11 protein-coding genes and 9 pseudogenes are annotated in these 17,796 nt (G+C 69.0%); 7 read left to right on the forward strand and 13 right to left on the reverse strand.

Translation table 11 applies throughout. The features are described from left to right. Window positions 1-92 precede the first annotated feature (92 nt). The 3 genes and pseudogenes from OJJOAM_RS11760 to OJJOAM_RS11770 all read right to left on the reverse strand — a co-directional run bounded on the left by OJJOAM_RS11760 (window position 93) and on the right by OJJOAM_RS11770 (window position 3,350). Window positions 93-1,337: an amidohydrolase family protein gene (locus tag OJJOAM_RS11760; protein WP_422648057.1), complete on the reverse strand. Its 1,245-nt coding sequence runs from the start codon at window positions 1,335-1,337 to the stop codon at window positions 93-95. Window positions 1,338-1,342: 5 nt separating this feature from the next. Beyond that, window positions 1,343-2,645, reverse strand: a pseudogene (locus OJJOAM_RS11765) (MFS transporter). Window positions 2,646-3,113: 468 nt separating this feature from the next. After that, window positions 3,114-3,350 carry a hypothetical protein gene (locus OJJOAM_RS11770; protein ID WP_422648058.1) on the reverse strand — a complete coding sequence of 79 codons (237 nt, stop codon included), beginning with the start codon at window positions 3,348-3,350 and terminating at the stop codon, window positions 3,114-3,116. Window positions 3,351-4,096: 746 nt separating this feature from the next. Between OJJOAM_RS11770 and OJJOAM_RS11775 the strand changes: the two genes are divergently transcribed. Further along, window positions 4,097-4,813, forward strand: coding sequence for a histone H1-like DNA-binding protein (locus tag OJJOAM_RS11775; RefSeq protein WP_422648059.1), 717 nt, complete (start codon window positions 4,097-4,099; stop codon window positions 4,811-4,813). 376 nt (window positions 4,814-5,189) lie between these two features. Here OJJOAM_RS11775 and OJJOAM_RS11780 read toward each other — a convergent pair. The 10 genes and pseudogenes from OJJOAM_RS11780 to OJJOAM_RS11825 form a co-directional block, all read right to left on the reverse strand. Continuing rightward, a pseudogene (locus tag OJJOAM_RS11780) lies at window positions 5,190-5,658 on the reverse strand (hypothetical protein). A 20-nt stretch (window positions 5,659-5,678) separates the two neighbouring features. Then, window positions 5,679-6,626, reverse strand: a complete 948-nt coding sequence (locus tag OJJOAM_RS11785) for a carbohydrate kinase family protein (RefSeq protein ID WP_422648060.1) — start codon at window positions 6,624-6,626, stop codon at window positions 5,679-5,681. A gap of 216 nt (window positions 6,627-6,842) precedes the next feature. Beyond that, window positions 6,843-7,344, reverse strand: a pseudogene (gene tpx, locus OJJOAM_RS11790) (thiol peroxidase). Between the two features lie 119 nt (window positions 7,345-7,463). Beyond that, the gene (locus OJJOAM_RS11795; protein ID WP_422648061.1) at window positions 7,464-7,922 is read right to left on the reverse strand and encodes a DUF3426 domain-containing protein; all 459 of its coding nucleotides are present in this window, start codon (window positions 7,920-7,922) and stop codon (window positions 7,464-7,466) included. Window positions 7,923-8,440: 518 nt separating this feature from the next. After that, a pseudogene (gene prmA, locus OJJOAM_RS11800) lies at window positions 8,441-9,353 on the reverse strand (50S ribosomal protein L11 methyltransferase). A 95-nt stretch (window positions 9,354-9,448) separates the two neighbouring features. Continuing rightward, a pseudogene (gene accC, locus OJJOAM_RS11805) lies at window positions 9,449-10,817 on the reverse strand (acetyl-CoA carboxylase biotin carboxylase subunit). Window positions 10,818-10,974: 157 nt separating this feature from the next. Beyond that, window positions 10,975-11,437, reverse strand: a pseudogene (accB, locus tag OJJOAM_RS11810) (acetyl-CoA carboxylase biotin carboxyl carrier protein). A gap of 172 nt (window positions 11,438-11,609) precedes the next feature. Beyond that, the gene (gene aroQ / locus OJJOAM_RS11815; protein ID WP_043442635.1) at window positions 11,610-12,089 is read right to left on the reverse strand and encodes a type II 3-dehydroquinate dehydratase; all 480 of its coding nucleotides are present in this window, start codon (window positions 12,087-12,089) and stop codon (window positions 11,610-11,612) included. A gap of 247 nt (window positions 12,090-12,336) precedes the next feature. Next, window positions 12,337-12,912, reverse strand: a complete 576-nt coding sequence (locus tag OJJOAM_RS11820) for a TlpA family protein disulfide reductase (protein WP_422648062.1) — start codon at window positions 12,910-12,912, stop codon at window positions 12,337-12,339. A gap of 54 nt (window positions 12,913-12,966) precedes the next feature. Beyond that, a pseudogene (locus OJJOAM_RS11825) lies at window positions 12,967-13,555 on the reverse strand (UDP-N-acetylmuramate--alanine ligase). Here OJJOAM_RS11825 and OJJOAM_RS11830 point away from each other — a divergent pair. The 6 genes and pseudogenes from OJJOAM_RS11830 to fabG all read left to right on the forward strand — a co-directional run bounded on the left by OJJOAM_RS11830 (window position 13,466) and on the right by fabG (window position 17,553). Continuing rightward, window positions 13,466-13,675 carry a hypothetical protein gene (locus OJJOAM_RS11830; RefSeq protein ID WP_422649641.1) on the forward strand — a complete coding sequence of 70 codons (210 nt, stop codon included), beginning with the start codon at window positions 13,466-13,468 and terminating at the stop codon, window positions 13,673-13,675. The pseudogene OJJOAM_RS11825 and the gene OJJOAM_RS11830 sit on opposite strands and share 90 nt — an antisense overlap. A 233-nt stretch (window positions 13,676-13,908) precedes the next feature. After that, window positions 13,909-15,300 (forward strand): UDP-N-acetylmuramate:L-alanyl-gamma-D-glutamyl-meso-diaminopimelate ligase, encoded by a 1,392-nt coding sequence (gene mpl, locus OJJOAM_RS11835; RefSeq protein ID WP_422648063.1) that lies wholly within the window; start codon window positions 13,909-13,911, stop codon window positions 15,298-15,300. A gap of 14 nt (window positions 15,301-15,314) precedes the next feature. Then, on the forward strand, window positions 15,315-16,004 hold the full coding sequence (locus OJJOAM_RS11840) for a YqiA/YcfP family alpha/beta fold hydrolase (protein ID WP_422648064.1): 690 nt from the start codon (window positions 15,315-15,317) through the stop codon (window positions 16,002-16,004). After that, window positions 15,997-16,624 (forward strand): annotated as a pseudogene (locus OJJOAM_RS11845) (chorismate--pyruvate lyase family protein). Before OJJOAM_RS11840 ends, OJJOAM_RS11845 begins: the two are co-directional and overlap by 8 nt. 23 nt (window positions 16,625-16,647) lie before the next feature. Next, window positions 16,648-16,815 (forward strand): hypothetical protein, encoded by a 168-nt coding sequence (locus OJJOAM_RS11850; RefSeq protein WP_422648065.1) that lies wholly within the window; start codon window positions 16,648-16,650, stop codon window positions 16,813-16,815. After that, a pseudogene (gene fabG / locus OJJOAM_RS11855) lies at window positions 16,812-17,553 on the forward strand (3-oxoacyl-ACP reductase FabG). Before OJJOAM_RS11850 ends, fabG begins: the two are co-directional and overlap by 4 nt. Window positions 17,554-17,796: the final 243 nt, after the last annotated feature.

Here is a 17,796-nt window from a genome sequence, read left to right on the forward strand (position 1 = left end):
GCCATGCGATGGGGCGCTACACCATCGCCTCTCCCCGGCCCTCTCCGCCGGCGGGGGAGAGGAAGTACGAAGGGAACGGAAGGGCCGCAGCGTTACTGGGCCGCGCGCGTATGGATCCGCCCGCCCTGCATCACCAATGCCAGGTGCGCGCCCTGGCCCATCAGCAGGCCGATGTCCGCCAGCGGATCGCCGTCGACCACCAGCAGGTCGGCCAGCGCGCCGGCGCGCACCGTGCCGAGCTCGTCCTCGCGCTGCAGCAGCGCGGCGGCGATCGAGGTGGCCGAGCGGATCGCCTCCAGGTTGCCGAGCGCATCGGCGCGGATGCGGAATTCCTCGCTCTGGCACTGGTGCATCTCGCCGAGCAGGTCGGAGCCGAACGCCATCGGCACGCCGGCCTCGGCGTAGATGCGCAGCGAGTCGTGGCCGGCCTGGCGCACGGTCTCGATCTTGGCTACCGACTCGGCCGGCAGGCCCAGCCGCGCGCCGTCGCGCGCCAGCGCCTCGTAGGTGATCACGGTCGGCACCACGAAGGCGCCATGCTCACGCATCGCCTCGGCGGCGGCGCGGTCGACCAGGTTGCCGTGCTCGATCGACCGGACGCCGCAGCGCACCGCGCGGGCAATCGCGCGCGGCGTGTAGGCGTGCGCCGCGACATAGGTCTGCGCGGCCTCGGCCTCCTCGACGATCGCGCGGATCTCGGCCTCGCTGTACTGCGTGTTGGCGATCGGATCGGTCGGCGAGGCGACGCCGCCCGAGGCCATGATCTTGATCTGGGTGGCGCCCTTCTGGATCTCTTCGCGCACCGCGAGCCGCACCGCGTCGACGCCGTCGACCACGCGGGCAATCGCGCCGGCGCGGAACGCGCACGAGCAGGGCTCGAGCGAGTCGCCGCGCGGGCGGAAGTCGCCGTGGCCGCCGGTCTGCGACAGCGCCTTGCCCGACGGAAAGATGCGCGGACCCGGGATCAGGCCGCTGGCCACCGCCTGCGACAGGCCCCAGTCGGCGCCGCCGGCGTCGCGCACGGTGGTGAAGCCGCGCTCGAGCATCGCGCGCATGATCGGCAGCGCGCGGATCGCCACCAGCACGTTGGGCTGGGTCGCGTTCAGGCCGAGGTTGGCCAGCGAGGCCAGCACGTGCACGTGGCAGTCGATCAGCCCCGGCATCACGGTCTTGCCGGCGACGTCGATGCGCTGCAGGTCAGGGGCATCGGGCAGGTCGAGCGGCGTGGCCGATACCGCGGCGATGCGCTCGCCGTCGATCAGTACGTCGTGGCGGCGCAGCAGGCTGCCGTGCGCCGGGTCGAGGACGTTGCCGCCCTGAAGCAGGATTCTGGTCATGAGTCTCAGTGTCGTTGCAGATAGGCCGGCTCGCGGACGAAGCGCGTGCCGACGAAGCTGATCGCGGCGGCGATCATCACGTAGAAGGCGGGCGCCATGGTGCTGCCGGTGCTGGCGATCAGCCAGGTGATGATGAACGAGGCGAAGCCGCCGAAGATCGTCACCGCCAGGTTGTAGGCGACCGACAGGCCGGTCGACAGCACCTTGGCCGGGAACAGTTCGGAGAAGGCCGCCAGGATCGGGCCGGTGTACGCGGCGATCAGCACGCCGAACACCAGCTGGAACACCAGCAGCGACACGAGGCCCGGCACGTGGTTGATATAGAAGAACATCGGATAGGCCAGCAGCAGGATCAGCAGCGCCGAGCCCGACAGCAGCGCGCGCCGGCCGATGCGGTCGGCGAGCCAGCCGACGATGGGCGAGAACACCATGATCGCCAGGCCGCCGACCATGCCCGCGATGAAGCCGGTGGACTGCGGCACTTGGAGCACTTTGACCGAGTAGGTCGGCATATAGAACAGCAGCACGTAGGTGCAGACCGTCCACAGGATCACCATCGAGAAGCTCGCGGTGGTCTCGCGCGGGTAGGTCTGCACGATCTCCTTCAGCGGCGAGTCGGAGCGCTCGGCGTTGTCGCGGAAGGTCGGCGTCTCGTCCAGGTGATGGCGGATGTAGTAGCCGACCGGACCGATCACGATGCCAAGCAGGAAGGGCAGGCGCCAGCCCCAGCTGTTCAGTGCCTCGGGGCTCAGCGCGCTGGTGACGAAGGTACCGACCGCGGCGCCGAGCAGCACCGCGACGCCGATGCTGGCCTGGATCCAGCTCGAATAGAAGGCGCGCTGGCGGACCGGCGCGTACTCGGTCAGGAAGGCGGTGGCGCCGCCCATCTCGCCGCCGGCGGAGAAGCCCCTGCATCAGCCGCGCGACCACGATCAGCAGCGGCGCGAACACGCCGATCTGGTCGTAGGTCGGGGCGATGCCGATGATGGTGGTGCCCAGCGCCATCAGCAGGATGGTCAGCGACAGCGCCTGCTTGCGGCCGACGCGGTCGGCATAGACGCCGAGCACGATGCCGCCGACCGGGCGCATGAAGAAGCCGACGCCGAAGGTGGCGACCGCCAGCAACAGCGACGACAGGTCGTTGCCGGTCGGAAAGAACAGCCGGGCGATGATGACCGCGAAGAAGCTGTAGACCGTGAAGTCGAACCACTCGAGGCCGTTGCCGATCACCGTCGCGACGATGGCGCGGCGGCGTTCCCTGGCATGAGTGGCGGGCAGCGCGTCGGCGTGGGCTACGCTCGCTTGCATGTTGTTCTCCTGTGCATGGTTTCCTCCTCTGAGATGGACAGCGCCCGTCCGCGGCTGGCGCAGCGGGACCGACGGCCGATGTTAGAAGCTGGGCCCGCGCAGGCGGTAACGAAATCTGCGCATGTCCGTATGCCGTCGGCGCATGCGTGCAGGCATGCGCCGGTGTCCGCCATCGTCCGACAGCGAGTCGTCGGCGAGTCGTCGGCGAGCGATGGACAGCGATGGCGTCAGGGGACCATCGACGGCCGTCGAGGATCGTCGATGGCGGGGCGATCTCGCGGTCGATGGCGTGGTCGATGGCGAGGAATCGCGAAGCCGATAGCGGGGCCGATCGCGAGACCGATCGCCCCGTCCATTGCGTGGCCGATCGCCCTCGACGGTCATCATCGAGCGTCGATGGAGCGTCGATCGCGCGTCGACGAGGCATCGATATCGCGTTCGCGAAGGGCAAAGCGTTGCGTCGGCGCATCACTCGATCGACGTGCGCGCACGCTGCGCGACGACGCGCGAGGCGATGTCGATGCGCGATGCGTGCCGCCATGTCGCGACCTCTGTCGTCGCCGTCGATGCGCTCGTCGCTGGGCTCGCCGCGAGGGTGTCGAGCGGTGCCGCGATGCGCTGCGATGACGCCGCGTCGCGCGGTGACGAGCGAGCCCGCAACACGCGCGACCGATCTTCAGTGCATGCCGCAAAGCCTTGTCGCATGCGGCTTTGCGGCGAGCATGCGGGTTCTCCCTCGTGTCTTCGCCGCGGCCTCGCGAGGGCTGGCGATGGGGCGCTGCGAACGTCGTCGCGAGGTCCGCGCGCAGCGGTCGCGCACCGCATCGTCGGCATGTCGATGGGGCCGCGATGCGATCGAAGACGAGGGTCTCGCAGCGTGTCGTCGCGGCATGCGATGCGTGTCTCGACAGCGCGTCGCGCATGTCATCGCATCGATGTGTTCGTCATCGCAATGCGCGCGCATTCGATGGCGTGATTTTTTGGAACTTTTTTCTTAACATCACCGACCAAACGAATTATGATTCGCCTTGACAAGAGTCTCTCTTCATTGCATGAAGCAAGACATCGCGAAGCGAAGAACTCGAACAACAACCGCGGCGCGTTTCGATGCAGTGATGCAGGTAGCCGAGGAGCAACAGAACTTTGACGCAGACCAGACCGGGCTGGCTTCTTACAACGCGTACAGTCTCCTGTGGCCCATTGACGGGATGGGTTCGCTACCTCGAACAACACGGCGTCTGCCTGGCGCGGGCCATGACCGCGAATGCAGGTCTGCCGTCGGAATACTCCTACTTGGAAGCCGCGTGTCGTCGGGCAACGACGCGCGAGCGGATCGAATACTGCAGGACGCGGCGAGCGTTGCGCGCGGGTCATCGCGTTGCACGTCGCCACGGAAGCTTCGCGCTGCGCGAAGCGCCTGCCAAGGAATTCATTAGCGTGCGGCAGCCGTATTGCGGCACGCCGATGAATCGCTCGCTCGACTGGGGTTCGCAAGCATTAACGCCTCGGGTCGGTCGGGTCGCCAATTTTGGACATTCGATATTCACGCTCTAGTGAAGGAGTCATCCATGGCAACGACTGCGAAGAAGAAACCTGCGGCCAAGAAGGCCGCGCCCGCCAAGAAGGCAGCCGCCAAGAAGGCCGCACCGGCCAAGAAGACCGCGGTGAAGAAGGTCGCCGCGAAGAAGGCCGCGCCGGCCAAGAAGGCCGCGGCGAAGAAGGCCCCTGCCAAGAAGGTCGCAACCAAGAAGGTAGCGGCGAAGAAGGCGGCACCGGCCAAGAAGGCTGCAGCGAAGAAGGCCCCCGCCAAGAAGGTCGCGACCAAGAAGGTAGCGGCGAAGAAGGCGGCACCGGCCAAGAAGGCCGCAGCGAAGAAGGCCCCCGCCAAGAAGGCCGCGACCAAGAAGGTAGCGGCGAAGAAGGCGGCACCGGCCAAGAAGGCCGCGGCCAAGAAGACCACCGCGAAGAAGGCGACCGCCAAGAAGGCCGCGCCGGCCAAGAAGGCTGCCGCGAAGAAGGCGCCGGCGAAGAAGGCTGCCGGCAAGAAGGCCGCTGCCCAGCCTGCCTCGGCCCCTGCCTCCTCGCCTGCCTCGGCTCCCCCGCCGGCCGCCAAGACCGCGCTGAGCCCGGCCGCCGCCTGGCCGTTCCCGACCGGCAGCCGTCCGTAAGCGTTGACGCGCGACCTGTGCGCGCTCGATTCCTGCGGGAATCCTCGGGGCACCTTCGCGTGCCCGGATGACCGGATACCCCGTATCCGGTCGGCATGACTGCGGTCCTGCCAACCCGCCGCCGGCGACAGCCGCGGCGGGTTTTTTATTTGGGGCTTGTTCCAACGCACCCCGACGCACCTGACGCATCCAACGCACCCAGCGCACTCAGCGCACCCAGCGCGATATCGGCTCCCGGGGATTGCGCCACCCCCTGAACGCGCAAACAAAAACGCCGCCCCCCGAAGGAGGCGGCGTCGTGATCGACCGCCGCTGAAGCCCGCCTCAGTGCGCGCGGCTCAGTGCACGGCTCCGTGCGCGGCTCAGTGCGCGGCGCTCAGTGCGTGACCCGCGTGACCCCGCCCGAGGACAGCAGCCGCACGCGTTCGCCCGGACGGAAGATCTCGTCGGCGTCCTGTGTGATCGCGCGCATCTCGCCGTTGTCCAGGCGCACTGTGATCTCGAGCCCGCGCCGCTGGTCGACCCGGTTCTCGATCGCGCTGCCCGCCATGCCGCCGAGCACCGCGCCGAGGATGCCGGCCGCCACCGAGCCGCTGCCGCTGCCGATCGAGCTGCCCGCCGCGATGCCGCCGATGGCGCCGCCCGCCAGCGTGCCGACGCCCGATTGCTGACCCTGGATCATCACCTCGCGCACGCTCTCGACCACGCCGTAGCGCAGCGTCTGTTCACCGCTGCGCCTGCCCCGGCGTATAGATGCTGGCGGAGTTCGATTGCGTGGCGCAGCCGGCCACGAGGCTGGCGGCCGCCACGAGCGCGACGCCGCAGGTTCGGATAAGGGTTTGCATGGTGATTCCCCAGCAAGGGTTTACGCGTAACGGTAGCCGAAGGCCGACTCGAACATCTGGCCGATCTGCTCGCGCGAGACCTTGTAGTTCTGCGGCCCCTGGTGCGCGATCTTGATCGCGCCCATCAGACTCGCCAGCCGGCCGGTAGTTTCCCAGTCGAGGCCTTCCTCGATGCCGTATAGCAGGCCGCCGCGGAAGGCGTCGCCGCAGCCGGTCGGATCGACGACCCGTTCGGCCTTTACCGCGGGAATATTGTACTGCCGGCCATCGGCATGAATGGTGGCGCCGCGCTCGCCGTGCGTCACGATGAAGGCACGCACGCGCGCCGCCACCTCGGCGCTGCTCCAGCCGGTGCGCGACAGCAGCACCTGGCCCTCGTAATCGTTGACCGTCACGTAGCTGGCCAGCTCGACGAACTGGCGCAGGTCCTCGCCGTCGAACAGCGGCATCGCCTGGCCGAGGTCGAAGATGAACGGAATGCCGGCCTCGGCGAATTGCCGGGCGTGGTGCAGCATCCCCTCGCGGCTGTCCGGCGCGACGATGCCCAGCCGCGGTGCGCGTTCGCCCTTGAGCGCGTCCTGCACCTGCGACAGCTGCGACTGGCTCATCGCGCCCGGATGGAAGGCGGTGATCTGGTTGTTGTCCAGATCGGTGGTGATCATCGCCTGCGCGGTGAAGGTATCGGGCAGTGTGCGGATGTGCTCGGTGCCGATGCCGAGCGCGCGCAGGTAGTCCAGGTACGGGCCGGCATCCTCGCCGACCGTCGCCATCACCACCGGCTCGCCGCCGAGCAGCTTCAGGCTGTAGGCGATATTGCCCGCGCAGCCGCCGAACTCGCGGCGCATGCCGGGGACCAGGAAGGACACATTGAGCATGTGGATCTGGTCCGGCAGGATGTGTTCGCGGAACCTGCCTTCGAACGTCATGATGGTGTCGTAGGCGACGGAGCCGCAGATCAGGCTGGGCATGGATGCTCCAAGGTGTTTTGGTTCTGGTGGATCGCTGGTGGTAATGCAGTTTTTTCGCCCTCTCCGGCGTGCGGGAGAGGGGGCGGGGGGAGAGGGCAGGGTCGCTATGCCGTTGTGGTTGGGCACCACCCCTCACCCCGACTCTCTGCCCCTGAGGGGGAGAGGGAGAACACAGTCGGGTCGGCAGACGCATCCGCCAACCGCGGCCTGCTTCGATTACTTCAACGCCGCCAGCGCCGCGTCGTAGTCCGGCTCGTTCTTGATTTCCGGCACCAGCTGGCTGTAGGTCACCGTATCGTTCTGGTCCAGCACCACCACCGCGCGGGCCGTCACGCCGGCCAGCGGGCCGCTCTTGATGTCGACGCCGTAGTCGTTCTTGAACTGCGCGCCGCGCATCGTCGACAGCGGCACCACGTTGCTCAGGCCTTCCGCGGTGCAGAAGCGGCCCATCGCGAACGGCAGGTCCGCGGAGATCGTCAGCACCACGGTGTCGGCCAGCGCGCTGGCCTTCTCGTTGAACTTGCGGGCGGAGGCCTGGCACACCGGCGTGTCCAGGCTCGGCACGATATTGAGGACCTTGCGCTTGCCGGCGAAGTCGGCCAGCGTCACGTCCTTCAGGTCCTTGCCGACCAGCGAGAATGCGGGGGGCCTTGTCACCGGGTTGGGGAAATTTGCCGCCGACTTCGATCGGGTTGCCGCCGAGGGTCACAGTGCTCATGGTCGCTCCTGGTTGATGGGGACGCGGCGCGCGCGGCCGGATGCCGCGGCGGCGCATCCCGGGGAATTCGGGGGATGGTTCGGGTGTTCGGCGATGCATCAGCGATGCATTCGGGATGCTCAGGGATAAAACACCGACACGCGGTAGTTGTCCGCTGCCTGCCGAGTCCGGAATCGTACCTGAAGGGGCAGCTCGGCGCCCGCCTGCAGGCCCGCGGCACCATCTGGATCGCGCGCACGGTGGTCCGCCGGCAGGTAGTCGGCCGGCATCAGCACGCGCCGCTGCAGCGGGCGGTCCTGCGCGTCGGTCAGCACCAGCTCGATCGCCGGCAGCGCGACCACCGCGCGGCCCTCGTTGCGCAGCGTCATCGTCAGCAGATAGTCGTCGGTGCCGGCATCGGGCATCTGCAGCTGCGAGCCGTCGATGCGCAGCGCGGACAGCTGCTTCGCCGGCGGCACGCGGCAACCGAGCGGCGCGCAGGCGGCCTCGAGCCACGGCCGCAGCGCGGGCACGCGTCCGGCCAGTTCGGTGCGCCACAGCAGTGCCGCGGCGAGCAGCGCCAGCAGCGCGGCCAGCATCGCGGCGGCCGCGGCCCAGCGCAGGCGACGGCGGCGCGCGGCCGCCCGCCGCGCCGCCAGCGCGGCCTCTTCGGGCGTGCCGGACAGATCGGCGGAGAAGGGAACGGTGTCGGGGGGCGGCGCCGCCTTGCCAGCGTCGCATGGCCAGTTCGCGCGCGATCGCGCTCGGGGCGATCTCGTTGGATTCGGCGGCCCGTGCGCGCAGATAACCGCCGGCGCTCAGGCCGGCTTTGGTGCCGACGTTGGTGCCGACGTTGGTGCGGGCGTTTGCGTCGGCGTTTGCGTTGGTTTGGGCAGTGGTCCGGACGTTGGTGCCGGTGTTGGCGTCGGCGCTGGCGTCGGCATTGGTGCCAACGTCGCTGTCGGCATTGGTGCCCGCATTGGTGTCCGCAGCGCTGCCGGCGTTCGTGCCGGCGTTGGCACCGGAGCGGGTGCCAGGGTCCATGCCGCCATCGCGGCCGGCATGCCGCGGCCCGGCCTCGCGCCGGGCGTCTTCAGGGAGTTCGGAGTGATCGGCGTCAGGGGCGGGTGCCATGCAGACACACCCAGCCTTCGTCGCTGCGCCAGACGCTCAGCGGCAGCCACGGCGCATAGGCGGCGGCGACCTCGTCGGCCTGCCGTTCGAGCACGCCCGACAGCACCAGCCGGCCGCCCGGCCGTACCCGCGCGCTCAGCATCGCGGCCATCAGCTTCAGCGGGTTCGACAGGATATTGGCGACGACCAGGTCGTGGGTCGTGGCGCCGGTGGAGGCAGCCAATGCCGCGGCGTCGTCCGGCAGCGCGAAGGTCGCGCTGACGCGGTTGCGTTCGGCGTTGTAGCGCGAGGCCTCGACCGCGTTCGGATCGATATCGACGCCCAGCGTGTCGCCGGCGCCGAGCTTCTTGGCGACGATGGCCAGGATGCCGGAGCCGCAGCCGTAGTCCAGCACGGTCTCGCCCGGGATCAGGTTCTGCTCGAGCCACTGCATGCACAGCCGCGTGGTCGGATGGCTGCCGGTGCCGAAGGCCAGGCCCGGATCGAGTTCGAGCACGACGGCGTCGGGTTCGGGGGGCATCGTGCCAGGACGGCACCACCCAGATGCGCTCGCCGATGCGGATCGGCTCGAACTGCGACTGCGTCAGCCGCACCCAGTCCTGGTCGTCGACGCTGCGCACTTCGCTGGCCGGCACCGCGCAGCCGAGCGCGTTGGCCGCGGCGGCCAGCACCAGCGCCGGGTCGGTGTCCGCGTCGAACAGCGCGACGAGCCGCGAGTGCTGCCATGCCAGCCGGGTCGGTTCCATGCCCGGCTCGCCGAACAGCGGCTGCTCATCGGGCGTGTCGGCGTCGGCGTCCTCGACCGAGACCGACAGCGCTCCCAGCTCGAACAGCGCGTCGGACCAGGCCTCGGCCTGATCCTGGGCAATCTCGATTACACATTCCTGAAATGCCACGCGCTTTCCCCATGCTGGCCGCCTCCCGTGGTCGGCGGGGCGGCCGTCAAACTGCCTGCTGCAGCCAGCCCCGGCCGGGACTGGCTGGGGCCGGCTCAGACCTTCTCGCCCTTGGCCACGCTCTTCTGGGCCAGGCGGTGCTCCAGATAGTGGATGCTGGTGCCGCCTTCGACGAAGTTGGCGTCGAGCATCAGCTCGCGGTGCAGCGGCACATTGGTCAGGATGCCGTCGACCACCATCTCCGACAGCGCGATCCGCATGCGGGCGATGGCCTGCTCGCGGGTGGCGCCGTAGGTGATCAGCTTGCCAATCATCGAATCGTAGTGCGGCGGCACGAAATAACCATCATACGCGTGCGAATCGACCCGCACGCCGGGGCCGCCCGGCGCGTGCCAGGCGGTGATGCGGCCCGGCGACGGCGTGAACTTGAACGGATCTTCGGCGTTCACGCGGCATTCGATCGCGTGGCCGCGGAACTGCACGTCCTTCTGGCGATAGCGCAGCTTCTCGCCGAAGGCGATGCGGATCTGCTCCTGCACGATGTCGATGCCGGTGATCATCTCGGTCACCGGATGCTCGACCTGCACGCGCGTGTTCATCTCGATGAAGTAGAACTCGTTGTTCTCGTACAGGAACTCGAACGTGCCGGCGCCGCGATAGCCGATCTTCTTGCAGGCCTCGGCGCAGCGGTCGCCGATCCGCTCGATCAGGCGGCGCGGAATGTGCGGTGCCGGCGCTTCCTCGATGACCTTCTGGTGACGGCGCTGCATCGAGCAGTCGCGCTCGCCCAGCCAGATCGCCTGGCGATGCTGGTCGGCCAGCACCTGGATCTCGATATGCCGGGGGTTCTCCAGGAATTTCTCCATGTAGACCTCCGGATTGCCGAACGCGCGGCCTGCCTCCTCGCGCGTCATGTTGACGGCGTTCAGCAGCGCGGCCTCGGTGTGCACCACGCGCATGCCGCGCCCGCCACCGCCGCCGGCCGCCTTGATGATGACCGGATAGCCGACCCGGCGCGCGGTGGCCAGGATCTCCTTCGGATCCTCGGGCAGCGCACCCTCGGAGCCCGGCACGCAAGGCACGCCGGACTTGATCATGGCCTGCTTGGCCGACACCTTGTCGCCCATCAGCCGGATGCACTCCGGGGTCGGGCCGATGAAGACGAAGCCGGACTTTTCCACGCGCTCGGCGAAGTCGGCGTTCTCCGACAGGAAGCCGTAGCCCGGGTGGATCGCCTGTGCGTCGGTGACCTCGGCCGCCGAGATGATGGCGGGCATGTTGAGGTAGGACTGGGGGGGAGGGCGCTGGGCCGATGCAGACCGCTTCGTCGGCCAGCTTGACGTACTTGGCCTCCTTGTCGGCTTCGGAATAGACCACCACGGTCTTGATGCCGAGCTCGCGGCAGGCGCGCTGGATGCGAAGGGCGATTTCGCCGCGGTTCGCGATCAGTATTTTTTCGAACATAGTCTCTCTCTGCGCAGCAGAAGGGCGGTCACAGAAGGGCGGTAACGCCGGGGGGCGGGCAACGAACGCCGCGTTGCGACCGGCGGCCGGCACCGCACGCCGCCACGCGAAACGCCCGCATGGTGCGGGCGTGGGGCGCGGCGTGCCGTCCTCGGAATCAGCCGATGACGAACAGCGGCTGGCCGTATTCGACCGCCTGGCCGTTCTCGACCAGGATTTCCTTGATCACGCCGGCCTTGTCGGACTCGATCTCGTTGAGCAGCTTCATCGCCTCGATGATGCAGACGGTCTGGCCTTCCTTGACCGTGTCGCCGACGTTGACGAAGGGTGCCGCACCGGGCGACGGCGCGCGATAGAAGGTGCCGACCATCGGCGAGGTCACGACGTGGCCCGCGGGCAGCTGGGGCGCGGCCGGTTCGGCGGGGATCGCGGCGGGGGGCGGCGGCCGGAGCCGGCGCGGCGGCGATCGCCGGGGCGGCCTGCATCGGCATCGCCTGGGCGACCACCTGGGGCGGCGCCTTGACGATGCGCACCTTGCCTTCGCCCTCGGTGACCTCCAGCTCGGAGATGCCGGATTCGGCCACCAGGTCGATCAGCGTCTTCAGCTTGCGCAGGTCCATCTTCTATCCTCCTGAATCGGGTTGTCCGGCACCGCCCGCGATGGCGGCGGCCCGGAGAAAATCGTTGCGGCCGGCAATCGCGCCGCCGCGCCGGGCACGCGAGGTAGCCGGCGAGGGCGCGCACACCGGCGCGCGCCATGGGTACTGTGTCTGTTTCTATTCGACGCGGGGCTCAGGCCCCGGGTGGCGCCTGTTCCTGCCCGAGGGCGTAGTCCAGCGCCAGCAGGTAGCCCTGCCAACCGAGCCCGCAGATCACGCCGACCGCCAGATCGGAAAAATAGGACCGGTGGCGGAAGCTCTCGCGGCGATGCACGTTCGACAGATGGACTTCGACGAACGGTATCGACACGCCCGCCAGCGCGTCGCGCAACGCCACGCTGGTGTGCGTATAGGCGGCGGGATTGATGATGATGAAATCCACACCCTGCTCGCGCGCGGCGTGGATGCGGTCGATCAACGCACCTTCGTGGTTGGACTGGAACGTCGCCAGTCCGATGCCCGCTGCGGCCGCACGCTGCCCCAGAGCGGCATCGATGTCGGCCAGCGTGGTCGTGCCATACGTCTGCGGCTCCCGCGTGCCCAGCAAATTCAGGTTCGGTCCATGGAGGACCAGCACCTGACGGTAGCGGGCGGCGCTAGGGCTTGGACGGATATCGGTCACGGCAGCTCGACCAGTTCTACGAAATTGCGCGGAGATTACCGTAGCTTAGAGGGATTTGTCTAGCACACGGTACAAGGCGGATCCGCGAATTCCGCCTGCGAGGGGCACGATGCATCGCATTTGGTGGCGTTGGCCTCGCCATTGCACCGTGCTCAGACCATTTCGCCGCAATTGCGCCCGGGTTCGCCGCAGAAGGCGGCAAAACCTCGCTGGCAGCACCCCGGGACGAGCCGAGCCGTCATCCCTTGGGCAGCACGGCGCGCAATTCGTCGGGCATCACGCGCCCCATCTTGCGCATCCGCACAACCCCGTCCGGGTCGATGACCACCGTGTAGGGCAGCCCGCCCGCTGCATTGCCGAAGCTGCGCGTCAGTTCCGTGCCGGCGAAACCGGCCACCGCCAATGGGTAGGCGACCGGCACCTTCTGGACGAACTCCCGGATGTTGCTGGCTGAATCGATGCCGATGCCGACAAATTCGACGCCCCGCGACTGGTATTCCTTGTGCAGGGCGGTCAGGTCGGGCATCTCCTCGACGCAGGGCCCGCACCAGGGCGCCCAGAAGTTGATGACGACCGTCTTGCCGCGCAACGCCGCCATCCGGATCGGCTTGCCCTCCGCATCCGGCAGCTCGGTGCGGTACAGCGCTTCGACGGCCTGGTCGCTGGCCGGCTGCGGCGAGAAGACGCGGTGGCCGACCACCGCGCCGGCGATCGCGGCGGCGACGGCGATGGCCACCCAGAACAGCAGGCGGCCGCGGCGGACCGGCTGGGGCGCGTAAGGCGTGGCGGAGGACGTGGACGGATCGGCTTTCATGGTGGCCTCTAGCAAGAAGACGCAGAGATGGCGCCAGATCGGCGCCCGTTCTATTTATATGGAGTCGCCGTCGGCGGCCGGATTGCCGGCCGCGGCCTCGTCTTCGGCGATCAGCGCGCGCAGCGCGCCCTCGTCGATCCGCAGCGGCCGCCCGCCGGGCTCGCCGCGTGCGCCGCGTTCGTCGTTGGCGTCATACAGCGCGATATGGATGCCGACCGGGGCGCCCAGTTCGGCGCGCACCTCGCCGGCCAGCAACCGCGCCTCGCGCTGCGCCGGCCACTGGCCGCGCCACAGGAAGCTCAGCGTCTCGACCTCGCCGCGGTTGGCGAAGTGGCGCGTTTCGCTGGTCTCGAAGTCGACGCCGGCGTTCAGCAGATGCAGCGCGACATCTTTCGGGCTGTCGCAGAAGCACTGCAGATGGATGTCGGAATGCTCGGTCGCGGTGCCGTTGAGCACCGCGCCGGCCAGATAGGGGGCGGAAGCCGGCCAGATCCTGCATCGCCAGCAGGGCCACGCGGCGCAGCAACGCCAGGATGCGCGGCTGGCTGTCGGCATGGAACAGCGCCTGATAGGCGCGGACCTCGTCCTCGACCATCTCGTTGTCGGGCAGCCAGTCGCCGGCGACGCGCACATCGCCGAGCAGCTGGCGGGCGGCCTTGCGCTTGGCGGTGGCGTAGTCGGCGCCATCCTCGGCGATCATCCGGGCGGCGGCTTGGGCGATCTCGTTGCGCAGGCGCGCCGGATCGATGGGGGTACGTCGTGACATCCCACGATGATACCCGCTGCCGCCGAGGCCCGGCTCGCACGGTACAATGCGGCACTGCGGCACGGTGCGGTCGCGCCGATGCCCGCGTCCCGCGCATCGCCGGCGACGATTCCCGCGTGCCATCGATGCCCGCCCGATGCCTGGCCAATGCCTACCTCGGGCCGGCATCGGCCTTCGCCGCGGCTCGCGCCATCAACCCTCGCTTTCCATCCGGCTGTTCTCCGATCCCCATGCATATTCATATCCTCGGTATCTGCGGCACCTTCATGGGCGGCCTCGCCGTGCTGGCCAAGCAGGCCGGCCATCGCGTCACCGGTTGCGACGCCAATGTCTATCCGCCGATGAGCACGCAGCTCGAGGCCCAGGGGATCGAGCTGATCGAGGGCTTCGATCCCGCGCAGCTGTCGCTGGAACCGGACCTGTTCGTGATCGGCAACGTGGTCTCGCGCGGCAATCCGCTGATGGAAGCCATCCTGGACCGCAACCTGCCCTATGTGTCCGGCCCGCAATGGCTGGGCGAACATGTGCTGCGCGGCAAGTGGGTGCTGGCGGTGGCCGGCACGCACGGCAAGACCACCACTACGTCGATGCTCGCCTGGATCCTGCAGGACGCCGGCTACGAGCCGGGCTTCCTGGTCGGCGGGGTGCCGCAGAACTTCGGCGTGTCGGCGCGGGTCACGCCGTCGGACTTCTTCGTGATCGAGGCCGACGAGTACGACACCGCCTTCTTCGACAAGCGCAGCAAGTTCGTCCACTACCGGCCGCGCACCGCGATCCTGAACAATCTGGAGTTCGATCACGCCGACATCTTCCCGGATCTCGCCGCGATCGAGACGCAGTTCCATCATCTGGTGCGCACCGTGCCGCGCCAGGGCCGGCTGCTGGTCAACGGGATCGAGGAGAGCCTGGCGCGCGTGCTCGAGCGCGGCTGCTGGAGCGAGGTCGAGCAGTTCGGCACCGGCGACTGGCGCGCCAGCGATGCGGCGCAGGCCGCCGCGGCCAGCCCCGAGCTGGACGCCTTCGATGTCTGGCACGGCGAGACCGTGGTCGGCCGCGTGCAATGGACGCTGCAGGGCGTGCACAACCGCATGAACGCGCTGGCCGCGATCGCCGCCGCCCGCCATGTCGGCGTGCCGCCCGCCCAGGCCATCGATTCGCTGGGCCGCTTCGCCAACGTCAAGCGCCGCATGGAAGTGCGCGGCGTGGCCGGCGGCGTCACCGTCTACGACGACTTCGCCCACCATCCGACCGCGATCCAGACCACGCTGGACGGCCTGCGCCGGCGCGTCGGCGCGGCGCGCATCCTGGCGGTGCTGGAGCCGCGCTCCAATACGATGAAGCTCGGCGTGATGAAGGCGCAGCTGCCGGCCAGCCTCGAACTGGCCGATCTGGTGTTCGGCTATGGCGCTCCCAGCGGCAAGGACGCGCTGGGCTGGGACCTGACCGAGGCGCTGGCGCCGCTGGGCGAGCGCGCCGGCGCCTTCGACAATCTGGACGCGCTGGTCGCCGCGGTACGCGCCGCGGCGCGGCCGGGCGACCATGTGCTGGTGATGAGCAACGGTGGCTTCGGCGGCGTCCATCAGAAGCTGCTGGACGCGCTGGCGGCGCCCGCCAAGGGCTGAACGGAGCGGCGCCGATGCTGTTGTATCTGCACGGATTCCGTTCGTCGCCGCGCTCGTTCAAGGCGCAACTGGTGCAGCAGCGCCTGCGCGAGCGCGGGCTAGGCCGCTACTACGCCTGCCCGATGCTGGACGTGTCGCCGGCGCGCGCGATCGAACAGGCCGAGGCCGCGATCGCCGCGGCGCGCCTGTCGGCCCCGGGTGATCGGCCCCTGGCCATCGTCGGCTCCTCGCTAGGCGGCTACTACGCGCGCTGGCTGGGCGAGCGGCACGGCTGCCCGACGGTGCTGCTCAACCCGGCCGTGCATCCGTGGACCGATCTCGAGCGCCATCTCGGCGAGCAGCCGCTGTGGCATGGCGGCGGTTCGGTCAAGGTCGAACGCCGTCATCTGCAGGAACTGCTGGATCTGCGCGTCGACACGCTGCGCCACCCGGAGCGCTTCTATCTGTTGGCCGCGACCGGCGACGAGGTGCTGGATTACCGCGAGATGGTGGCGTCCTGCCCGGGCGCGCGCATCCGCGTGATCGAGGGCAGCGACCACGGCATCAGCGAGTTCGCCGACTATGTCGACGAGGTGCTGGACTTCTGCGGCTACGGCAACGCCGAGAACGCCAAGAACGCCAAGAACGCCGGGGAAACCCGCGAGACCGGGGAAGCCGGGACATCCGGCGAGGAGACGGACAACAAGGACGGTGGCAATGCCTGACGCCTGCGCGGCGCGCGTGCGCCGCTGTGCCTGGAGCGGGCATCTGCCGTTCGACGCGGCAATGGGCGCCAACCTGCGGCGCTGGATCACCGGCGAAGGCTCGCTGACCGCGCGGCTGATCACCGCCTCGTCGCGCTTTCGCGTCAGCAAGCTGTCGCAACGGATGGAGCGCCCGCTGGCCGACGAGTGGCACACGCTCGGGCTGGGCGCGCCGCTGCCCGTGATCGCGCGCGACGTGCTGCTGGTCTGCGACAACACCCCGGCCGTGTTCGGCCACACCATCGTCCATCCGCGCCATGCGCGCCGCGACTGGCCATTCCTCGGCGGACTCGGGGACCGGCCGCTGGGCGGCGCGCTGTTCGTCGATCCGCGCGTGCGCCGCGACCCGTTCGAATTCGCCCGCCTGCTGCCGCATCATCCGCTGGCGCAGCGGCTGCGCCGCGCGCTGCCCGCGTTCGGCGAAGAACTGGCGGCGATCATGCTGCCGGCGCGGCGTTCGGTGTTCCGGGCGCGGCGCCGGCGTGATGCTGGTGACCGAGGTGTTCCTGCCCGACCTCGCCACGCGTCCGGCGCCGCGCACCGCGACCGGCATGCCGGTACCGATGCGTCCGCCGCGATAGGGGAGAGCGACCCGACAGACGCGATGGATGCGATGGACGCGATGTATGCGTCGGAGGTGATGGACGCGACCGATGCGACCGATGCAATCGATGCCGACGGCGCCGCGGCCGACGACGCGCGGACCCGCCCCAACCCCAACAAAGAAACGATAACGACAGCCAACCCCACTACCACGAGAACTCAACGATGAAACTTCAGGGACGGATTGCCATCGTCACCGGCGCCGCCGCCGGTATCGGCTTTGCGACCGCGCGGCGCTTCGCCGCCGAGGGGGGCCATCGTGATCCTGTGCGACGTCAACGCCGAGCGCGTCCAGCAGGCCGCCTCGCAACTGGCCGCCGGCGGCGCCACCGTACGCGCGCACCGGGTCGACGTCACACAGCGCGAGCAGGTCGACGCGATGGTCGCGGCGACGCTGACCGAGTACGGCCAGATCGACATCCTGGTCAACAACGCCGGCATTACCAAGGACGCGCGCCTGATCAAGATGACCGAGGCCCAGTTCGACGCGGTGATCGACGTCAACCTGAAGGGCGTGTTCCATTGCGCGCAGGCCGTCGCCGGTCCGATGATCGAGCGCGGCCGCGGCGTGATCCTGAACGCCTCCAGCGTGGTCGGCCTGTACGGCAATTTCGGCCAGACCAACTACGCGGCGAGCAAGTTCGGCGTGGTCGGCTTCACCAAGACCTGGGCGCGCGAGCTCGGGCCCAAGGGCGTGCGCGTCAACGCGGTGTGCCCGGGCTTCGTCGCCACCGAGATCCTGCAGACGGTGCCCGACAAGGTGCTCGACGGCATGAAGCAGGCCTGCTGGCTGGGCCGGCTGGCCGAGCCGGAGGAAATTGCCAGCATCTACGCCTTCCTGGCCAGCGACGACGCCAGCTATATCAACGGCACCGCGATCGAGGCCAGCGGCGGCATGTCGATCTGAGGGCGCGCTTCCGGACACACTTCCGGACGCGCTTCCGCACGCGCCTCCGGACGCGTTTCCGGTCGCCCGTCCGGACGGCTCCCGGGCAGGGTTTCCGGGCGCGTTCGCGGGCACGTTTCCCGGCACGCCGCCGCGCCGCGCCGCGCACCGGCCGCCGCCGGACACGTTTTATTGCGTGGCCCGGCAGACGGCCGCGCCAGCCCGGTACGGTATCATTGACGACCGGCCGCGGCGCCCATGCGC

It is taken from the genome of Cupriavidus sp. H18C1 (assembly GCF_049311595.1).
GTDB classification, from domain to species: domain Bacteria; phylum Pseudomonadota; class Gammaproteobacteria; order Burkholderiales; family Burkholderiaceae; genus Cupriavidus; species Cupriavidus cauae.